Source organism: Streptomyces sp. NRRL S-646, from assembly GCF_000720765.1.
Classification (GTDB): domain Bacteria; phylum Actinomycetota; class Actinomycetes; order Streptomycetales; family Streptomycetaceae; genus Streptomyces.
This window is the reverse complement of the sequence record NZ_JODC01000019.1, coordinates 101,130-120,806: the sequence shown is the minus strand read 5'-3', so window position 1 is coordinate 120,806 and position 19,677 is coordinate 101,130. Positions and strand designations below refer to the sequence as shown.

Annotated in this window: 18 protein-coding genes; 14 read left to right on the top strand and 4 right to left on the bottom strand. The window is 70.7% G+C overall.

Annotation, left to right across the window (positions count from 1 at the left end):
• Positions 1 to 39: 39 nt before the first annotated feature.
• The 9 genes from IH68_RS0140040 to IH68_RS0140000 all read left to right on the top strand — a co-directional run bounded on the left by IH68_RS0140040 (position 40) and on the right by IH68_RS0140000 (position 8,686).
• A complete protein-coding gene (locus IH68_RS0140040; RefSeq protein WP_030945965.1) occupies positions 40 to 1,041 on the top strand; it encodes an FKBP-type peptidyl-prolyl cis-trans isomerase in 1,002 nt (333 codons plus the stop codon).
• Between the two features lie 60 nt (positions 1,042 to 1,101).
• Complete coding sequence (locus tag IH68_RS0140035; protein ID WP_030945962.1) at positions 1,102 to 1,473, top strand: FKBP-type peptidyl-prolyl cis-trans isomerase; 372 nt, start codon at positions 1,102 to 1,104, stop codon at positions 1,471 to 1,473.
• Between the two features lie 130 nt (positions 1,474 to 1,603).
• On the top strand, positions 1,604 to 2,557 hold the full coding sequence (locus tag IH68_RS0140030; RefSeq protein ID WP_030945960.1) for a helix-turn-helix transcriptional regulator: 954 nt from the start codon (positions 1,604 to 1,606) through the stop codon (positions 2,555 to 2,557).
• A gap of 18 nt (positions 2,558 to 2,575) precedes the next feature.
• Positions 2,576 to 3,601, top strand: a complete 1,026-nt coding sequence (locus IH68_RS0140025) for a helix-turn-helix transcriptional regulator (protein WP_030945957.1) — start codon at positions 2,576 to 2,578, stop codon at positions 3,599 to 3,601.
• Positions 3,602 to 3,683: 82 nt separating this feature from the next.
• Entirely contained in the window at positions 3,684 to 3,968 is a 285-nt protein-coding gene (locus IH68_RS0140020; protein ID WP_030945953.1) for a hypothetical protein, read from the top strand.
• Between the two features lie 10 nt (positions 3,969 to 3,978).
• Complete coding sequence (locus IH68_RS0140015; RefSeq protein WP_030945951.1) at positions 3,979 to 4,173, top strand: hypothetical protein; 195 nt, start codon at positions 3,979 to 3,981, stop codon at positions 4,171 to 4,173.
• A 280-nt stretch (positions 4,174 to 4,453) separates the two neighbouring features.
• On the top strand, positions 4,454 to 4,741 hold the full coding sequence (tatA, locus tag IH68_RS0140010; RefSeq protein WP_030945949.1) for a Sec-independent protein translocase subunit TatA: 288 nt from the start codon (positions 4,454 to 4,456) through the stop codon (positions 4,739 to 4,741).
• Between the two features lie 47 nt (positions 4,742 to 4,788).
• Positions 4,789 to 5,733 (top strand): twin-arginine translocase subunit TatC, encoded by a 945-nt coding sequence (tatC, locus tag IH68_RS0140005; protein ID WP_030945947.1) that lies wholly within the window; start codon positions 4,789 to 4,791, stop codon positions 5,731 to 5,733.
• A gap of 91 nt (positions 5,734 to 5,824) precedes the next feature.
• On the top strand, positions 5,825 to 8,686 hold the full coding sequence (locus tag IH68_RS0140000; RefSeq protein WP_030945943.1) for a DEAD/DEAH box helicase: 2,862 nt from the start codon (positions 5,825 to 5,827) through the stop codon (positions 8,684 to 8,686).
• A gap of 126 nt (positions 8,687 to 8,812) precedes the next feature.
• Here IH68_RS0140000 and atzF read toward each other — a convergent pair whose 3' ends face one another.
• From atzF to IH68_RS0139980, 4 genes are read right to left on the bottom strand one after another with little or no spacing between them, the layout of a single operon-like run.
• Entirely contained in the window at positions 8,813 to 10,486 is a 1,674-nt protein-coding gene (gene atzF, locus IH68_RS0139995) for an allophanate hydrolase (RefSeq protein WP_324607699.1), read from the bottom strand.
• A gap of 29 nt (positions 10,487 to 10,515) precedes the next feature.
• Entirely contained in the window at positions 10,516 to 14,085 is a 3,570-nt protein-coding gene (locus IH68_RS0139990) for a 5-oxoprolinase/urea amidolyase family protein (protein ID WP_234341752.1), read from the bottom strand.
• On the bottom strand, positions 14,082 to 14,684 hold the full coding sequence (locus IH68_RS0139985; RefSeq protein WP_030945934.1) for an urea amidolyase associated protein UAAP2: 603 nt from the start codon (positions 14,682 to 14,684) through the stop codon (positions 14,082 to 14,084). Before IH68_RS0139985 ends, IH68_RS0139990 begins: the two co-directional genes overlap by 4 nt.
• Positions 14,681 to 15,505: an urea amidolyase associated protein UAAP1 gene (locus tag IH68_RS0139980; RefSeq protein ID WP_030945931.1), complete on the bottom strand. Its 825-nt coding sequence runs from the start codon at positions 15,503 to 15,505 to the stop codon at positions 14,681 to 14,683. Before IH68_RS0139980 ends, IH68_RS0139985 begins: the two co-directional genes overlap by 4 nt.
• 182 nt (positions 15,506 to 15,687) lie before the next feature.
• Between IH68_RS0139980 and IH68_RS0139975 the strand changes: the two genes are divergently transcribed.
• From IH68_RS0139975 to IH68_RS0139955, 5 genes are all read left to right on the top strand, one after another.
• The gene (locus IH68_RS0139975; protein ID WP_030945928.1) at positions 15,688 to 16,323 is read left to right on the top strand and encodes a TetR/AcrR family transcriptional regulator; all 636 of its coding nucleotides are present in this window, start codon (positions 15,688 to 15,690) and stop codon (positions 16,321 to 16,323) included.
• 316 nt (positions 16,324 to 16,639) lie between these two features.
• Entirely contained in the window at positions 16,640 to 18,232 is a 1,593-nt protein-coding gene (locus IH68_RS0139970; RefSeq protein WP_051833971.1) for a sensor histidine kinase, read from the top strand.
• Positions 18,229 to 18,636 carry a roadblock/LC7 domain-containing protein gene (locus IH68_RS0139965; protein ID WP_016434374.1) on the top strand — a complete coding sequence of 136 codons (408 nt, stop codon included), beginning with the start codon at positions 18,229 to 18,231 and terminating at the stop codon, positions 18,634 to 18,636. Before IH68_RS0139970 ends, IH68_RS0139965 begins: the two co-directional genes overlap by 4 nt.
• Positions 18,633 to 19,046, top strand: coding sequence for a DUF742 domain-containing protein (locus tag IH68_RS0139960; protein ID WP_030945921.1), 414 nt, complete (start codon positions 18,633 to 18,635; stop codon positions 19,044 to 19,046). The genes IH68_RS0139965 and IH68_RS0139960 overlap by 4 nt, the downstream gene beginning before the upstream one ends.
• Positions 19,027 to 19,647, top strand: coding sequence for a GTP-binding protein (locus IH68_RS0139955; protein WP_030945918.1), 621 nt, complete (start codon positions 19,027 to 19,029; stop codon positions 19,645 to 19,647). Before IH68_RS0139960 ends, IH68_RS0139955 begins: the two co-directional genes overlap by 20 nt.
• The last annotated feature ends 30 nt before the right edge of the window (positions 19,648 to 19,677 follow it).

The following is a 19,677-nucleotide window of genomic DNA, read 5'->3' as shown; positions in this document are numbered from 1 at the left end:
CACGCCATCCACAAGATCGACCGATACGAGGCCTTTACCGTGCGCCGACGCTCACTTCTCATCGCCGTACCCGCAGGACTGGTCACACTCGCCGGATGCGGTGACGACAAGTCCGCCTCGAGCAAGGCCGAAGCGAGTCCGTCGCCCTCTGCACCGGCCACGTCCGCCGCGCCGCCGCCGAAGATCGTCGACGGACCGCTGCCGGCGATCACGGCGGGCACGAAGTTCGGTGAGAAGCCGACCGTCGCCAAGGGCACCGGCCAGCCGTCGAAGAATCTCGCGGTCAGGACGCTCATCGCGGGCGGCGGGCAGACGGTCGCGGAGAACGACTATGTGCAGGCCCATTACCTCGGCCAGATCTGGAACACGGCGAAGGTCTTCGACAACTCCTACGACCGCAAGACGCCCCTGATCATCCAGCTCGCCGAGGGCAGCATCATCGACGGCTGGCGGTACGGCCTGACGGGCAAGAAGACCGGCAGCCGCGTCCAGATGGCTGTCCCGCCCACCTGGGGGTACGGCACGTCGGGCAACTCGCAGGCGGGTATCAAGGGCACCGACACGCTGGTGTTCGTGGTGGACGTGCAGGCCACGTTCAACGCCAAGAGCTCCGCCAAGGGCACGGACGTGCCGCAGAAGGACGCGGCGCTGCCCAAGGTCGGCACCAACACCGACGGCGCGGCGCCCTCCATCGACGTACCCAAGAAGACCGCGCCCACCAAGCTGGTGGCGAACTACATCATCGAGGGCGACGGCCCCGTGGTCGGCGCACAGGACAGCGTGCTCGTGCAGTACAAGGGCGTGTTCTGGGACTCGGGCAAGGAGTTCGACTCGACGTACAGCCGCAAGGCGCTGACGTCGTTCGGGCTGCAGCAGGTCGTCAAGGGCTGGGGACAGGGCCTGACCGGCAAGAAGGTCGGCAGCCGGGTCCTCATCGTCATTCCGCCGAAGCTGGGCTACGGCGACAAGCCGCCGGCCGGCAGCGGCATCAAGAAGGACTCCGTGCTGGTCTTCTCGGTCGACATCCTGGCCAAGATGTAACGGCTCGGTGATGTAAGACTGTGCGTGTTGCCTTTCCGAAGACAAGCAGGAGCTAGAGACGTGAGCATCGAGAAGCCCGAGATCGACTTCCCGGGCGGCGAGCCCCCGGCGGACCTCGAGATCAAGGACATCTGGGAGGGCGACGGCGCTGTGGCGCAGGCGGGCCAGACCGTCACCGTCCACTACGTGGGCGTCGCCTTCAGCACCGGCGAGGAGTTCGACGCGAGCTGGAACCGCGGGACGCCGTTCCGCTTCCCGCTCGGTGGCGGCCGTGTCATCAAGGGCTGGGACCTGGGTGTGCAGGGCATGAAGGTCGGCGGCCGTCGTCAGCTGACGATCCCCGCCCACCTGGCCTACGGCAACCAGAGCCCGACGCCGGCGATCAAGCCGGGCGAGACGCTGATCTTCGTGGTCGACCTCGTCGCGGTCTGATCGTCGCCGCGACCGGACCCGATCACCTGGGGCCCATGCCTGTCCGGGCATGGGCCCTCGGCTTTTGCCACGCCACCTGGGGGCGGTACGGTCATCGTCCGTAAGCACCATAGGGAGGCGAAGGGCGTCGATGGCCATTGCCAAGGCCGAGCGGCTGATGAACCTGGCGCTGTGTCTGCTCGGGACGCGGCGGCCGCTCAGCAAGCGCGAGCTTCGTGAGTCCATCGAGGCCTACCTCGAGGCGGGCAGTGACGACTCCTTCAGCCGGATGTTCGAGCGGGACAAGGACGATCTGCGCGAACTCGGCCTGGTCATCGAGACGGTGGAGAACCTCGACGGCGAGGTGGGCTATCTGGCCCGCCGTGACAGCAACCGCCTGCCGCCCATCACGCTCGACGCCGAGGAGGCCGCCGCTCTCGGTCTCGCCGCGAAGGTGTGGCAGCAGGCCCGGCTGGCGGGTGCGGCCAGCGGCGCCCTGCAGAAGCTGCGCGCGGCAGGGATGCCCGAGGACGTCGACCCGTATGAGGCGCACGGCGCGCTTGAGCCCCGTATCCCTGTGCACGAGGTCGCGTTCGAGCCGCTGATGCTGGCCTGCCGTGATCGCCGCCCGGTCGTCTTCGACTACCGCAAGGCCACCGCCGCCCACCCCGAGCCCCGGCATGTGGAGCCGTGGGCGCTGGAGTGCTGGCGCGGCCACTGGTATCTGGCCGGCTGGGACCGCGACCGGGGCGCCGAGCGGGTGTTCCGGCTGTCGCGGATCACCGGCAAGGTGCGCAGCCGCAGCGGGCAGTTCACGACCGAGATTCCCGATGTCGTCACCGTCCGCGAGACCGTGGCGAGCTGGGCGGGGGAGACCGCGGACCGCTCCGCGCTGATCCGGCTGCGCTCGGGCGCGGGCTACCCCCTTCGGGCGAAGGCCACCGCGGTGCGGGAACTCGGCGACGGCTGGGACGAGTTGGAGATTCCGTACGGGCATGGGCTGGACGCCTGGCTGGTGGAGTTCGGGCCGGACGTGGTGGTGCTTGAGCCGGCCGAGCTGCGCGCGGACGTGGTGGACCGGCTGCGTGCCGTGGCCAAGGGCTGAGGGGGAGCGAGCAGGACAGTGGCAGGCAAACCGGTCAGGCCCGTGAACGCCATCGACCAGACCCGGCGGATGCTCTCCCTGGTGACGTATCTGAAGGAGCGCCCCGGGGCCCGGGTCGAGGACGTCGCGCGCGCCTTCGGCATCAGTGAGGACGAGCTGGTCTCCGACCTGGATGTGCTGCCCATGTGCGGCACCAGCTTCCGCGGTGGCGACCTGCTCGACATCGACACCGACGGCGAGCGCATCTGGTGGCGCAACCCTGCTGCCCTCGGCGAGGAAACAGCGGAACCGCTGCGGCTGGCCGCCGACGAGGCGACAGCGCTGCTGGTGGCCGCACGCGCGGTGTCCACCCTGCCCGGGCTGCGGGAGAGCGACCGCCAGGCGCTGTTGCGGGCCAACGCCAAGCTGGAGGCCGCGGCCGGTGAGGCGGCGGGCGCCAGCGCCCGGCTGTCGGTGACCTTCGAGGCCGAGGGCGGTGTCTTCGCCGACGTCGACCGGGCGATCTCGGAGCGCCGCCGCCTGTGGATCCGCTACTACTCGCCCGCGCGTGACGAGCTCACCGAGCGGGAGATCGACCCGATCCGGCTCGTCAGCGTCGGGCACACGTACGTGGAGGCCTGGTGCCGGCGCTCCGAGGCGCGCCGCACCTTCCGGCTCGACCGGGTCGCCGAGATCAGGATCCTGGACGAGCCGTCCGCACCGCCCGAGATCGAGCTGCGGGACCTGTCGGAGGCGCTGGTGCAGCCCGCCGCCGAGGACCCGGAGGTCGTCGTCGAGGTCGGCCCGGGCGGCCGCTGGGTCGCCGAGTACTACCCGCACGACAGCGCGGATGAGCTTCCGGACGGCGGGCTGCGTATCACCCTGCGGACCCCGGATCCGGCGTCGCTGCGGCGGCTGGCGCTGCGGCTCGGGCGGGACGGCCGGATCGTCTCGCCGCCCGAGCTGGCCGACAGCGCCCGGCGGGCGGCCCGTGAGGCGCTGGCGGCGTACGACGGGGTCGAGGCGCAGGCGCCGCACGGAGAGCACGCGGTTCACGACGGGTAGTCCGGCAGGCGGGAGTGAGCTGGAAGGGGCGTCGGCCGTGGGGCCCCGGAGGCGATCGACCTAGGGAAGAGGAGCAGGGGCTTTGAGCGAGTCGTCGGTGTCTGGTGCGGGGGGCATGTCGGTGGCGGCCGCCTTCGCCGGGATGAGAAGCGTGTCCCCGGTGACCTTCCGGGCCGGCTGCCCGGACTGCCGCGGCAGCTTCGAGCTCGCCGCCGCGGCCCTGCGCCTCGCGATCGGCGCCAGCAGCCGCACGACTTTTTACTCCTTCACCTGCCCCGACTGCGGCGCCTCGGTCCGCAAGCCGGCGGGGGAGCGGATCGTCGAGCTGCTGACCGGCGGCGGGGTCAGGACCTTGCGGACCGTCTAGGCTCGACGTCATGTTCTGGCCGATGTTCGCGGTAGCTGTGGGTTTTCTGGGTCTCGCCGTCCTCGGAGTGTTCGCCGTGCGGGTGTTCGTCGAGGCGCAGCGCCTCGGCCGCCAGGTCACGGACTCCGCGAGCCGTATCAACAAGGCCGCCGAGGACCTCGAGCGGGCGGCCGTGAGCACCGCCCGCGCCGTGGACTCCCTCTGATTGCTGCTGCGTGAGGCTGAGTACTGCTGTGCGAGGCATGTGAGTCGTGCGGCCCAGGCGGTTTGGGTCACTTCGACCTGTCACCGGGGCCACCCTGGCGGGTACGCTGCTGGTCGCGGCCCGGAGAACGAGGCCCGGACCGCTGACCGGGAGTACGCACGGGGATTGCCTCACGTTTACCCCTGAGCGTTACGATCGCTGTGACACGGCTGATCGGACACATGTCCGACCAGTCGGACAGCACCCCACCCCAGCCGCCTCGGTGAGAAGGTAAAGACTTATGTTCGGAAGGCTCGGCGCCCCCGAGATCATTCTCATCCTTATCGTCGTCGTTCTCCTTTTCGGCGCCAAGAAGCTTCCCGACATGGCGCGCTCGCTCGGCAAGTCCGCTCGCATTCTCAAGAGCGAGGCCAAGGCGATGAAGGAAGAGGGCAGCAGCACGGCCACCCCGGCCGGCCCGCCCAACAACGACGAGCAGCCCCCGGCTCAGCGCACCATCCAGGCCGCCCCCGGCGACGTGACGAGCTCGCGCCCGGTCAGCGAGCCGACGGACACAACCAAGCGCTGACGCAGGGCCGGACGCCCCCGGCCTGCCGCACGAGATGAGGACGTGGGTTGCTCAAGTCTGCCCGCAACACGGAGAAGGATCCCGAGGGGCGAATGCCGCTCGTGGATCACCTTCGTGAGCTCCGCAACCGGCTCGCGAAGGCGATGCTGGCGATCGTCGTCGTCACGATCTTCGCCGCCTTCTTCTACAAGAACATCATCGAGTTCTTCACGAACCCGATCCTGGACTCGGTGGGGTGCAAGTCCACTCTGGCCGAGCTGGCGCAGCGCCGCAGTGGCACTTGCGCCCGCATTGTGCTGAACGGTTTGCTCACCCCCTTCACACTCGCCCTCAAGGTTTCCCTGATGGCAGGCGTGATCTTCGCATCCCCGGTCTGGCTCTACCAGCTGTGGGCGTTCGTCGCTCCGGGACTGCACCGACATGAGAAGAAGTACGCGCTGGCCTTCGTGGCGACCGGTGTCCCGCTGTTCCTCGGTGGTGCGTTCTTCGCCTACGAGACGCTGCCCACGATGGCGAAGGTCCTGCTCGGGTTCTCGCCGGCTGACCTGGACAACCAGCTTCCGTTGGACGATCTCCTCGATCTGATCGTCCGCATGGTGCTCGTGTTCGGGCTCTCCTTCGAGCTTCCCCTGCTGCTGGTCATGCTGAACCTGACGGGCATACTCACGGGTAAGCGCATGCTCAGCTGGTGGCGGGGCATGATCATGGGGATCACTGTCTTCGCGGCCGTGGCCACACCGAGCACCGACCCACTGACGATGCTGGCGCTCGCCGGACCGATCTGGGTGCTGTACTTCGGCGCGGTCGGGTTCTCCCTGATGAACGACAAGCGCAAGCGCCGCCGCGAGGAGGAGGGCCCCGCCGACGACGAGGCCTCCGACCTTGACCTCACTCCCGAGGACATCGGCGAGGTGGAGACGGTCTCTGCGAACCGGGCGCTGCCCGAACAGTCGAGCACCGAGCGGGTCAACGGCTACGACGACGTCACCTGAGCATCACCCAGGGACAACTGCATGAGCGAGGGCCGGACGGAAGACCCGTCCGGCCCTTGTGCTGTGCGCGGCGAGGGGCCGGGAACGGATAATGATCGTCCTGTTGTCAGTGCGGCCCGGTACGCTCGAAAGCACGATGACAGAGGACCTCTCCCCGGCTGAGCGGTACGCGGCTGCCCGCAGGCGCGCTGCCGACCAGGCCACCGCGCTCGCCTCCTTCCGCGAGATGTACGACTTCGGCCTCGACCCGTTCCAGATAGAGGCCTGCCAGGCGCTCGAAGCGGGCAAGGGCGTGCTGGTCGCCGCGCCCACCGGCTCCGGCAAGACGATCGTGGGCGAGTTCGCCGTCCACCTCGCACTGATGCAGGGCAAGAAGTGCTTCTACACGACACCCATCAAGGCGCTGTCGAACCAGAAGTACGCCGACCTGTGCCGTCGCTACGGGGACGGCATGGTCGGGCTGCTCACCGGCGACAACAGCATCAACCCCGAGGCCCCGGTGGTCGTGATGACCACCGAGGTGCTGCGGAACATGCTGTACGCGGGCTCGCAGACCCTTCTCGGCCTCGGCTACGTGGTCATGGACGAGGTGCACTACCTCTCCGACCGCTTCCGCGGCGCCGTATGGGAAGAGGTGATCATCCACCTGCCCGAGTCGGTGACTCTGGTGTCCCTGTCGGCGACCGTGTCCAACGCCGAGGAGTTCGGTGACTGGCTCGACACCGTCCGTGGCGACACCGAGGTGATCGTCTCCGAGCACCGGCCCGTGCCGCTCTTCCAGCACGTGCTCGCCGGGCGGCGGATGTACGACCTGTTCGAGGAGGGCGAGGGCCACAAGAAGGCCGTCAACCCCGACCTCACGCGCCTGGCCCGCATGGAGGCCCAGCGGCCCTCCTACCAGGACCGCAGACGCGGTAGGGCGATGCGTGAGGCGGACCGCGAGCGGGAGCGCAGACAGCGTTCGCGGGTGTGGACCCCGGGCCGCCCCGAGGTCATCGAGCGGCTCGATGCCGAGGGCCTGCTGCCCGCCATCACCTTCATCTTCAGCCGCGCCGCCTGCGAGGCCGCCGTACAGCAGTGTCTGTACGCCGGGCTGCGGCTCAACGACGACGAGGCGCGGGGGAAGGTGCGCGCTCTCGTCGAGGAGCGCACCGCCGCCATCCCCACCGAGGACCTGCACGTCCTCGGGTACTACGAGTGGCTGGAGGGCCTGGAGCGCGGTATCGCGGCCCACCACGCGGGCATGCTGCCGACGTTCAAGGAGGTCGTCGAGGAACTGTTCGTCCGCGGCCTGGTGAAGGCCGTGTTCGCCACCGAGACCCTCGCGCTCGGCATCAACATGCCTGCCCGCTCGGTGGTGTTGGAGAAGCTCGTCAAGTGGAACGGCGAGCAGCACGCCGACATCACGCCCGGTGAGTACACGCAGCTGACCGGCCGTGCGGGCCGGCGCGGCATCGACGTCGAGGGACACGCCGTCGTCCTGTGGCAGCGCGGGATGAGCCCCGAGCACCTCGCGGGACTGGCCGGCACGCGCACCTACCCGCTGCGCTCCAGCTTCAAGCCGTCGTACAACATGGCGGTCAACCTGGTCGAGCAGTTCGGCCGGCACCGTTCGCGTGAGCTCCTCGAGACGTCCTTCGCGCAGTTCCAGGCCGACAAGTCGGTCGTCGGCATCTCCCGGCAGGTGCAGCGCAACGAGGAGGGCCTGGAGGGCTACAAGGCCTCCATGACCTGCCACTTGGGCGACTTCGAGGAGTACGCGCGACTGCGCCGCGAGCTCAAGGACCGGGAGACCGAGCTGGCCCGTCAGGGTGCGGTCGAGCGGCGTGCCGAGGCCGCCGTCGCGCTGGAGAAGCTCAAGCCGGGTGACGTCATCCATGTGCCGGCGGGCAAGTACGCGGGCCTGGCGCTGGTGCTGGATCCGGGGCTGCCGGCCGGGCGTTCCAACGGCCACCGGGGCTTCGAGCACCACGACGGGCCGCGTCCGCTGGTCCTGACCGCCGAGCGGCAGGTCAAGCGGCTCGCGTCGATGGACTTCCCGGTGCCGGTCGAGGCGCTGGAGCGGATGCGCATCCCGAAGTCCTTCAACCCGCGTTCCCCGCAGTCGCGTCGGGACCTCGCCTCCGCGCTGCGCACCAAGGCCGGGCACATTCCGCCGGAGCGGGCCCGCAAGAAGCGCTCCCAGGCCGCCGACGACCGCGAGATCGCAAGGCTGCGGACCGCCATTCGCGCACACCCCTGCCATGGGTGCAACGACCGTGAGGATCATGCCCGTTGGGCCGAGCGGTATCACCGGCTGCTGCGGGACACCTCGCAGCTGGAGCGCCGTATCGAGGGCCGCACGAACACGATCGCGCGGACCTTCGACCGGATCGTGGCGCTGCTGACCGAGCTGGACTACCTGCGCGGTGACGAGGTCACCGAGCACGGCAAGCGGCTGGCACGGCTGTACGGCGAACTCGACCTGCTGGCCAGCGAGTGCCTGCGCGCCGGGGTGTGGAACGGGCTGGGCCCTGCCGAACTGGCCGCGTGCGTGTCGGCGTTGGTGTACGAGGCACGGGTGGGCGACGACGCCATGGCGCCGAAGCTGCCCTCCGGTCAGGCGAAGGCCGCGCTCGGCGAGATGGTGCGGATCTGGGGGCGCCTGGACGCCCTGGAGGAGGACTTCCGGATCACCCAGACCGAGGGCGTGGGGCAGCGGGAACCGGACCTCGGGTTCGCCTGGGCCGCCTACATGTGGGCCAGCGGCAAGGGCCTCGACGAGGTGCTGCGGGAGGCCGAGATGCCGGCCGGGGACTTCGTGCGGTGGTGCAAGCAGGTCATCGACGTGCTCGGGCAGATCTCGGCGGCGGCCCCCGTCTCAGGCGGGGAGAGCTCGACGGTCGCGAAGAACGCACGCAAGGCGGTCGACCTGCTGCTGCGCGGAGTGGTGGCCTACTCGTCGGTGGGCTGAGCCGCCGACCCCCGCCAGGGCCGAACCGGCATCCCGGACCGCCTGCGCGAGGCGGTCCGGGAAGGCCGTGCCCTGAAGGGGCGCTGGGGCCCCCGCAGACAGATCACCGCACATCCCGCGGAGCGCTCAGCGGCTCAGGTACGCCCGCCAGCCGCCGTACGACGTGATGTCCTCGGCGTCCGTGAGGGCGGACGGTTCGCACAGGAAGCCGGGGACCTGGGTGCCGTCCGCCAGTTGCACGCCGCCCAGGGTCATCGGGCGGGGGAGCGCCGCCAGCAGGCGGCCCAGGCCCGCCGCGGGGAGAGTCCAGACCTCCGCCTCGATCGCCGTGCCGCCCTCGCCGACGTGGACGAGGCCCGGCTTCGGTGGCGTCGTCCGCAGGGCGTACAGGCGGTAGGCGGGGGCGGTCGTGGTCGTGCGGTCCAAACGGGCGCCCAGGGTCAGGAGTTGGGGGTTGAGGGGCTGGCCCGACAGGTGCGCGCCCACCACCGCCACCTGTGTGTCCGGCTGGAGCAGTGCGGCGATCCGCGCCAGGCGGTCGTCCGTGAACGCCGGGCCGATCAGCATCACGCCGAACGGCAGGCCGTCCACCTCGCCCGCCGGGACGGCGAGGGCGGACAGGTCGAAGAGGTTGGTGGAGTTGGTGAAGCGGCCCAGGCGGGCGTTGGCGCCGAGCGGGTCGGCGGCCACCTCGGCGAGGGTCGGATGGCCGGGGGTGGTGGGCAGCAGCAGGGCGTCCGTGTCGGCGAGTTCCGCCAGGGCACGGGCACGCAGCGCGGTCAGGCGGTCGGTGTCGGCGTAGAGCCGGTGAGCCGGGATGTCGCGGGCGCGGGTGATGATTCCGGCGACGGTGGGGTCCAGGCCCGCGATGCCGTCCGCGATCGCCTTGTCGACAAAGCCGCCGACCGCCGTATAGCGCTCGGCGACGAACGCGCCCTCGTAGAGCATCGCCGCGGCCTCGGTGAAAGGGGCCAGATCGAGGGTGCGGATGTCGGCTCCGGCCGCTTCGAGCTGCCGTACCGCCGCCTCGTACGCCTCCGCCCAGCCCTCGTCCAGCTCGCCGAGCTGTTCCCGGGGCGGGACCGCGATGCGCCACGGTCCGGGGGTGCGCTGGGGGAGCGGCGGGAGTTCGCGGTCCGGCGGGGAGGTCATGAAGGACAGCGCCTGTTCGGCCTCCGGGAGGGTGCGGGCGAACACCGTCACGCAGTCGATGGAGGCGCAGGCCGGGACGACTCCCGCCGTGGGGACCAGACCGCGGGTCGGTTTGAGGCCGACGATGCCGTTGAACGCGGCCGGGACCCGGCCCGAGCCCGCGGTGTCCGTGCCCAGCGCGAGGTCGACGATGCCCAGGGCCACGGCGACGGCCGAGCCGGAGCTGGAGCCGCCGCTGATCCGGGCAGGGTCGTGCGCGTTGCGGACCGCGCCGTGGGGCGAGCGCGTGCCCACCAGGCCCGTCGCGAACTGGTCCAGATTCGTCGTGCCCAGCACGACCGCGCCCGCCGCGCGCAGGCGGGCGACGACCGGAGCGTCCGCCTCGGGCTCGTAGGCGTACGCAGGGCAACCCGCGGTGGTGGGCAGACCGGCCACGTCGATGTTGCCCTTCGCCGCGAGCAGGCGTCCGGCAAGGGGCAGTTGCTCACCCGCCGCCACGCGGGCGTCGATCGCGTCCGCCTCCGCCTCGACCTCGGCCTGCGGGCGCAGGTCGATCCAGATCTCGGGACGGTCCACTGCCTCGATGCGGGCGTAGGCGGCACGGACACGGTTCACAGCGGACATCTCTTGCTCCTCGGTGTGGTTCACTCATGCTCGCCTCGCGGTGTGCGCGCCGGTCACCGCCGCTGACCTGCGTTTCTGCCGGGGGTCCGGGGGTTGCCCCCCGGATGGATGCAGTACGGCGCCGGGGCCAGGACGAGCAGTGCCGTCCCCGCCTCCACCTGGTCGCCCGGTCTGGCCAGGATCTGCGCCACCACGCCGTCCATCGGCGCGTGCACCCTGGACTCCATCTTCATCGCCTCCAGGGCGAGGAGAGGCTGCCCGGCGCTCACCTCGTCGCCCGGCTCGACGTTCAACTGCCACACGGACGCGGCGAATTCGGCCTCCACCAGACGGCCACCCGCCGGGACGGTCACCTCGGCCGGAGGAGTGGCCGGTGTGTCCGCCGCCTCGGCCCGGGCGAACTCGCCGGCGGCCTCCCATGCGTCCCGCTCCGCGGCGAAGGCCGTCCGCTGCCGGGTCCGGAACTCACCGATCGACTCGGCGTTCTCGTCCAGGAAGGCCTGGTACTCGGCGAGCGAGAAGGTGCCCTCCTCGATGCGCGGCACGAAGCGGCCGGACGTGATGTCGGCGCGCAGGTCCAGGAGTTCGTCCTCGTCCACCGGGTACCACCGGATGCGGTCGAAGAAGCGCAGCAGCCAGGGCGAGCCCGGCTCGAACGCGCCGCGCTGCTGCCACCCCGACCACACCTGCGTCGTACGGCCCACGAACTGGTAGCCGCCCGGGCCCTCCATGCCGTAGATGCACAGGTACGCCCCGCCGATGCCGACCGAGTTCTCGGCGGTCCAGGTGCGTGCCGGGTTGTACTTCGTGGTCACCAGGCGGTGGCGGGGATCGAGCGGGGTCGCCACCGGGGCGCCCAGGTACACGTCTCCCAGGCCCAGTACGAGGTACTCCGCGTCGAAGACCGTGTCGTACACGTCGTTCACCGACTCCAGGCCGTTGACCCGGCGGATGAACTCGATGTTCCACGGACACCACGGGGCGTCGTCGCGGACACCCGCCATGTAGCGGGCGATCGCCTCGCGGGTCGCCGGGTCGTCCCAGGAGAGGGGGAGGTGGACGGTGCGGGAGGGGACGACGAGTTCGTCCGTGGGCGGTAGCGTCGCCGTGATCTCCCGGACCCCGGCGAGGAGGTGATGGAGCGGCAGGCGGCTCGGGTCCGTCCGGATCTGCAGGGAGCGGATGCCCGGTGTGAGGTCCGTGATGCCTTCGGGTCCCTCCTCGGCCACCGCCTCCATCAGCGCGTGGACGCGCATGCGCAGCGCCAGGTCGAGCTGCATGGGCCCGAATTCGACGAGCAGGTTGTCGTCGCCGCTGCGGCGGTAGGTGATGTCGCCGTCGCGGGCCAGTACGCCGCCGTCCACGATGTCCACGCGGGGCGAGCCGTCGACGGTCACCGGCGCGAAGCGCACCGTGTCGCCCGGGCGCAGCTGGCCCAGCTTCCACCGCTCCCCGCTCAGAACCGTCGCCGGACAGACGAACCCGCCGAGCGAGGGGCCGTCCGGGCCGAGCAGCACCGGCATGTCACCCGTGTAGTCGACGGCGCCGACGGAGTACGGGGTGTCGTGGATGTTGGACGGGTGCAGGCCCGCCTCGCCGCCGTCGGTACGGGCCCAGCGCGGCTTGGGGCCGACCAGTCGTACGCCGGTGCGGGCCGAGTTGAAGTGCACCTTCCACTCGGCGGCGTAGAAGTCGCGGATGTCGTCCTCGGTGAAGAACTCCGGTGCGGCATGGGGGCCTTCGACGGCGCCTATCCGCCATGTGGCGGTGAAGGACGGGCGGTCTTCGGCAGGCACCGGGGCGCCCTCGCAGACCGTACCGCCGTGCAGGACGTCGCCCGTGCGCAGCGCCCGGCCGCCGTGTCCGCCGAACCGGCCCAGTGTGAAGGTGCTCGCGCTGCCGAGGAAGGCCGGTACGTCCAGGCCGCCGGCGAAGAGCACGTACGTGCGCAGGCCGTGCCGTGTGGGTGCGCCGATCTCCAGTACGGCCTCTGCGGGCACCGTCACCGGTTCCCACTGCGCGACCGGCATGCCGTCGACCGTGACCTCGGCCGGAGCTCCCGTCACGCACACCGTCGTCGGGTGGGTGAACCTCAACGACGGCCCCTGGAGCGTGCATTCGAGGCCGGGGGCGCCCTCCTGGTTGCCGAGCGCCCGGTTGCCGAGCCGGAAGGACAGGTCGTCCATCGGACCGCACGGCGGCACGCCGACCTGCCAGTAGCCGGTACGGCCCGGCCAGTCCTGCACGGTGGTGAGGGTGCCGCCGGAGACGACCTCGATACGCGGTGTCGGGTCGGTCACGGAGGCCAGCGTCGCCGTGGAGTGACCGGCGGCCTTGAAGTCGGGGTGGTCCAGCGCCGCGCGCACCAGGCCAAGGTTGGTCTCGATGCCGTCGACACGGGTGCGGGCCAGCGCCTCGTCCAGTCGCTGGAGCGCGTGGGCGCGGTCGGGGCCGTAGGCGATGACCTTGGCGAGCATGGGGTCGTACGAGGTCGTGACCTCGGTGCCGGTCTCCACCCAGCCGTCGACCCGGACGCCCGTCGGGAACTCGACCCGTGTCAACAGGCCCGCGCTGGGCCGGTGTTCGCGCGAGGGGTCCTCGGCGTAGAGGCGGGCCTCCACGGCGTGGCCGCGGGGTGCGCCCGGTTCGCGTACGACCTGGGACTCGCCGCGGGCCAGGCGCAGCATCCAGGCGACGAGGTCGACGCCGTAGATCTCCTCCGTGACCGGATGTTCCACCTGGAGGCGGGTGTTGACCTCAAGGAAGTACGCTTCCTCGCGGGCTGCGTCGTAGACGAACTCGACGGTTCCGGCGGAGCGGTAGCCGACCGAGGCGCACAAGTCGCGGGCGTTTGCGGCGAGTTGCGCGCGAACGCGGTCAGGGAGGCCTGGGGCGGGGGCCTCCTCCAGCACTTTCTGGTTGCGGCGCTGGAGGGAGCAGTCGCGGTCGCCGAAGGTGACGACCCGGCCCTCGCCGTCGCCGAAGACCTGCACCTCGACATGGCGGGCGCGCTCGACGAGCCGCTCCAGGAAGACACCCGCGGAGGAGAAGGAGGCGGCGGCTACGCGCTGCACCCGCTCCCAGGCGTCGGTGAGTTCATCGGCGCAGCGACATGCCGACATACCGATGCCGCCGCCACCGCCGGTCGCCTTGAGCATGACGGGGTAGCCGATCACGGCGGCCTGAGCGAGGGCCTCGTCCACGGAGGCCAGCAACCCCGTCCCCGGCGCCAGCGGCACCCCTGCCGCCGCGGCCGCCGCCCGCGCGGTGTGTTTGGCGCCGAACAGCTCCAGTTGCCCGGGCGTCGGGCCGACGAACACGATCCCGGCGTCCTCGCAGCGGCGCGCGAAGGCCGCGTCCTCGGACAGGAAGCCGTAGCCGGGGTGAATCGCGCCGGCGCCGGTGTCCTTCGCCGCCTTCAGCACCAGGTCGGCGTCGAGATACGACTCCTTCGCGGGCGCCGGACCGAGCCGCACCGCCTCGTCGGCGAGCCGGACGTGGGGGGCGGAGCGGTCCGGGTCGGCGTACACGGCGACCGTGCGCAGGCCGAGTTCGCGGGCGGTGCGGATGATCCGGACCGCGATCTCGCCCCGGTTGGCGACCAGCAGCGTGTCGAAGCTCATCCGGCTTCCCCGATCGTCATCTCCACCGCCGTCGGCTCGAAGCCGTTGCACGGGTTGTTGATCTGGGGGCAGTTGGAGACCAGGACGAGGACGTCGCGCTCGGCGCGCAGGGTCAGCTTCAGGCCCGGCGCCGAGAGGCCGTCGACGATGCCGAGCGTGCCGTCCTTCTCGACGGGTACGTTCATGTACCAGTTGATGTTGGATACGAGGTCGCGCTTGCCGAGGCCGTGTTTGGCGCCCTCCGCCAGGAAGTTGTCCACGCACGCGTGCTGGGACCAGGTGTGGTGGCCGTAGCGGAGGGTGTTCGACTCCTTGGAGCAGGCGCCGCCGACCGTGTCGTGGCGGCCCACGTCGTCGGCGGTCAGCGTCATCAGCGGGGTGTGCTCGTTGGACATCAGCACGCTGCCCCTGGTCAGGAAGATGCTGCCCTGGGCGTGGATGGTGTCGGGGGCGCTGTAGCGGACGGAGGTGTCGTGGGCGTCGTAGACGAGGAAGTCGACGGCCTGGTTGCCGTGCAGGTCGGTGATGGTCAGCGTCTCGCCCGCGCGGATGACGCAGGACCAGGCGGAGCGGGCGGGAACCACGGTCTTCGTGCTCATGCGAGCCCCCTCGCGGCAAGGAATTCGGCGGTGTTGAGGAAGGCGCGGCGGCCCTCGGGCGTGGCCTCCCACAGCGGATCGCCCGGTTCGGTCGGCGCGGCGCGCCAGGCGAGGACCTCCAGCGGGGTGCTGACGTAGTCGGGGCGTGGATCGGCCGGGTGCGGCACATTGGCGATCAGCACGGTGACGTCCTGTTCGGCGCGGAGCGTGACGCTGCCGCCGGGGCCGGCGGACCCGGTGAAGTCCAGGGACCCGTCCTCACGCACCTCCACGCCCTGGAAGAACGACAGCGAGGGCGGCAGGTCGCGCGTCTGCAGGCCGTTCTTCGCGGCCGCCAGCTTGAACAGCTCGCGGCCCGCGGGGGAGGAGGACTGCGGGGTGCCGTCGCCGTAGCGCTCCGTGTTGCGTACGAGGGTGGAGGTGCCGCACAGCGCGTCGTGCCGCCTTGAGGTGTCGGTGACGACACTCGCGAGGACGCGCCCCTGGTCGGACAGGAGGAGCCGGCCGTCGCCGAGGTAGGCGTTCCACTGGACCTTCACCGTGTCGGCGACGTTCAGCCGCTCCCAGGGCCGGTCGGCCACGAACAGCAGCAGATGGGCGCAGGCCTCGCCGTGCAGGTCGGTCAGGCGCAGCTCGGTGCCGCGGGCGAGCACCCGGTGGGTGTAGTTGCCGCCCGCGACCGTCTCGGCCCAGACCAGATGGCCCGCCGCGCAGGGCGGGTCCGGCCAGGCGGCGGCCGGGACGACGGGCATGGCCTCGGCGTGTGTGCCCTCCTGGGCGCGTGCGTGGTCGCGGGCTCCGTATGTGGTCGCTGTCGCCATCGCGGGACCTCCGGCTCCGGTGTGGTCTCTTCCGGGTTGTTTCTGTCGCCCGACAGAAATTAGGAGCCGGGCGGGTCACGGGCATTGCCCGCGCGTTGCCGGTGGGTTACCGAGCCCTCACGAAGCCGGTCCGGAGATCGCCCGGAGATCGTTCCGCCCGGCCGTGTGCGAGGATCGAACGCATGGGAACGCCGGGTGGAGCAGGCGGCCGCCGGGTCGGCAGGCCGCGGGCCGCGCAACGGCCGGACAGCGGCCTCTCGCCGCGCGACGAACTGCTCGCGGCCGCCGCCGAGTTGTTCACCACCCGTGGCTACGCGGCCACCACCACCCGTGCGGTCGCCGAGCGTGCGGGGATGCGGCAGGCCTCCATGTACCACTACGTCTCCGGCAAGGAGGAGCTCCTCGCCGAGCTGCTGGAGTCCACGGTCACGCCCTCGCTGGCCTGCGCCCGACAGCTCCTCGCCGAGGATGCGACCCCGCCCGAGGGCCGGTTGTGGGAGCTGTGCCGGACGGACGTGGAGCTGCTGTGCGGCGGCCCGCACAACCTCGGCGGGCTGTATCTGCTGCCCGAGGTGCGCGCCGAGCGGTTCGCCGGCTTCCACGCCGTGCGCGCCGAACTCAAGGACGCCTACCGCCAGTTGCTCGCCGCCACGGCCGCCGGGAGCGCGCTCGCCAAGAACGAGCTCGATCTCCGTACGGACCTGTTGTTCGGTCTGATCGAGGGCGTGATCCTCGTGCACCGCTCCGACCCCGAACGCCCGGTGTCGGTGTTCGCCGAGGCCACGGCGGACGCGGCGCTGCGGATCGCCGGCGTCTGACCGACCGGCGCGGAAGCTGATCTTCACTCGTCACGGTGAGTGTTTTTCGTACTTCCGTACGTCGTGACGCGGCGTGTTCGAATGGGCGCTGAGTGTGCAAATGGAGCCGAGAGTACCCCTTGGTCCGGTCCCATTTCAGGTGCTTGCTGAATATGACACGGCGATGATCCGGTCGGACTAAGCTCGCCCGCAGCGCACCGAGTTGAGGTGTATTCGTGCGCTTGTTCCCAAAAATACCGAAGATCCAGCGCAGTCCCATGCGTACCCCACTTGCAAGCTCCCCAGACACCCAGCCGATCTTTTTCAGAGGGCCTACATGGTGAGTGTTCAATCCCCTCCCGGGCGCCGTGAACTTCCTTACGCGCGCGTGCTGTTGCTGCCCGCCATACTGATGGCCGCAGCGACCGGAGCAGCCGTCGCCCTGGTGGCCGTACCGGCCCGCGCGGCCGTCGTGTGGTGCGGCGCCGTCGCCACGCTCCTGGTGGTCGCGACGACGGCCGAAGCGGTACGCCGCGGCCGAGCCCTGCGGGCCGTGCGCGAGGAGAGCGCCCGTCACCGTGCGTACACGGAACGGCGCATCGCCGGACACGACCAGGAGATCCACCGCCTCACGCACGAGATCGTCCCCACCGCCATCGAGTACCTGCGCGGCGGCCATTCCCCCAGAGAGGTGGTCCGCCTACTCGGCGACATCGACCCCGCCTACCGCGACCTGCCCAAGGCCCAGGTGGCGTTGGTCAGGCGGATGCTCGACATCATCGACACCGAGGAAGCCCTGCGGGACTCCTCGCAGCGCTCCTTCGTCAACATCGCCCGCCGCGTCCAGGCGATCGTGCACCAACAGGCCAAGGAACTCCGGGAGATGGAGGAGGACCACGGCCGCAACCCCGAGGTCTTCGACGACCTGCTGCGCATCGACCACGGCACCGCGCTGATCGGCCGCCTCGCCGACTCCATCGCGGTGCTCGGCGGCGGCCGCCCCGGCCGCCAGTGGCCGCAGCCCGTACCGCTGTACAGCGTGCTGCGCGGCGCCATGTCCCGGATCCTGGAGTACCGGCGCATCTCGCTCGACAACATCGCCAAGGTCAACATCCGCGGCATCTCCGTCGAGCCGGTCATCCACGCCTGCGCCGAACTCCTCGACAACGCCACGCGCTACTCGCCGCCGCAGACCAAGGTGCACGTCATCGCGACCGAGGTGCAGACCGGCATCGCCATCGAGATCGAGGACGCCGGCGTCAGCCTCAGCGAGGAGGCCCGCGCCAAGGCCGAGGCCATGCTGGAGCGCGCCCAGGCCGGCGTCGACCTCCAGGAACTCGGCGACTCCCCCCGACTGGGCCTGGCCGTCGTGGGCCGCCTGTGCAAGGCGTTCGACATGCAGATCTCGCTGCGCGCCTCCGCGTACGGCGGTGTCCGCGCCGTCCTCGTCATCCCGCGCGTGATGGTGACCAGCGACGAGGCGCCCGGCCTCGCCCACGGCATCGGCGCCACCGCGGCGCCCAAGCTCGAACTCGGTGCGCTCGAAGGTCCCAAGCGCGCACCGAAGCGGCGGCGTCCCACCAGCCCGCGCATCCCGGCCGGCGTGTCCATGGAGGACGAGATCCCCGAGGTCACCGAGTGGACCGCGGGCGGCCTGCCGCAGCGCCGCAGCCGGGTCAAGATCCCGCTCAGCCAGCGGCTCGCCGAACAGGCCGCCGCCGAAGAGGCCGAGCGGGAGGCCCGGGCGAGCAGGCCTGCCTGGGCGACGCCCGTGCCGGAACCGGAGCCGGAGACCAAGGAAACCGAACCCGGGCTGTGGGTCGAGGCGTTCTGGGAGGGCCTCAAAGGCGACCCGGACCCGACCGCATTCACCCAGCCGACCAACGAGCCGGCCCATATCGAGGCCGACGACGAGAGGGACCACAAGTGATCCAGCAGCGAGCCAACTTCGACTGGATGCTCAAGGATCTCGCCGACGGAGTACCGGGCATCGAGATGATCGTCGTGCTCTCCGCCGACGGCCTGCGCATCGCTCGCTACGGGGGCGATCCGGACGCCGCCGACCGCGTCGCCGCGGCCTGCGCGGGGCTGCAGAGCCTGGCGGGTGCCGTCGCCCATGAGATCCCGGGCAGCGACGGACGGATGAAGCTGGTCATCATCGAGATCAACGGCGGCTACTTCTATCTGATGGCCGCGGGAGCCAACGCCTACCTCGCGGTGCTCTCCGACGTGGTCGCCGAACCCGGTCTGATGAGCAACCGCATGCGCGATCTCGTCGTACGCATCGGGGCCCATCTCACCAGCCCGCCCCGGCGCAACGGGCAGACCGTATGACTCCTCCGCAACGCCGGCGGCGATACCCCAGTCAGGAAACCGCGGAACCTCCCCCGACACCTGCCAAGGAAGGCCAGCAGGGTGACACGAAGGCCCCGGAGCGGCTGTACGTCGTGGCCGGGCCGGACGGGGAACGCGCCGACATCGACCTCGTCACGTTAATCGTGGCGCGCGCCGACCCGCCGCCTTCCGCCACCCCGGAGCAGACGGCGATGCTCCGGCTCTGCACGGCCCCCCTCTCGGTGGCCGAGCTCTCGGCCTATCTGAGTCTGCCGTTCAGCGTGGTGACCGTGCTGCTGACCGAGATGCTGACGGCAGAACTGGTGCAGGCGCGCGCCCCGATCGTCCGGCAGGCGCTCCCCGACCGTTCCCTTCTCGAAGCGGTGATGCATGGACTTCAAAGGCTCTGACACCATCCCCGGACCACGAACAGCGGATCATCTGCCGCACACGGCCCAGGCCGCGGTGAAGATCGTGATCGTGGGCGGCTTCGGAGTCGGCAAGACGACGATGGTCGGCTCGGTCAGCGAGATCAGGCCGCTGACCACCGAGGAGACCATGACGCAGGCCGGCGTCGGGGTCGACGACAACTACGGCTCCGAGTCCAAGACGGCCACCACCGTGGCCATGGACTTCGGCCGCATCAGCATCACCGACCAACTGGTGCTCTACCTCTTCGGCACCCCCGGCCAGGAACGCTTCTGGTTCCTGTGGAACGGGCTGTTCGAGGGCGCGCTCGGCGCGGTCGTACTGATCGACACCCGGCGGCTCGAGGTCAGCTTCGACGTCATCGGGCGGCTGGAGGAGCGCGGCGTGCCCTTCGTGATCGCCGTCAACTCCTTCCCCGACGCCCCCCGTTACCCCGTCGCCGACCTGCGCGCCGCGCTCGACCTGGCCGAGGAGATCCCGATCATCGACTGCGACGCACGCCGCCGGGCCTCCAGCCGGGACGTCCTGATGACGCTGCTGCGCTTCCTGCATTCGCTGGCCAGGGCGAAGGCGTCCACCTGAGCCACGCACCGATCGAGCCGGGCCGTACGT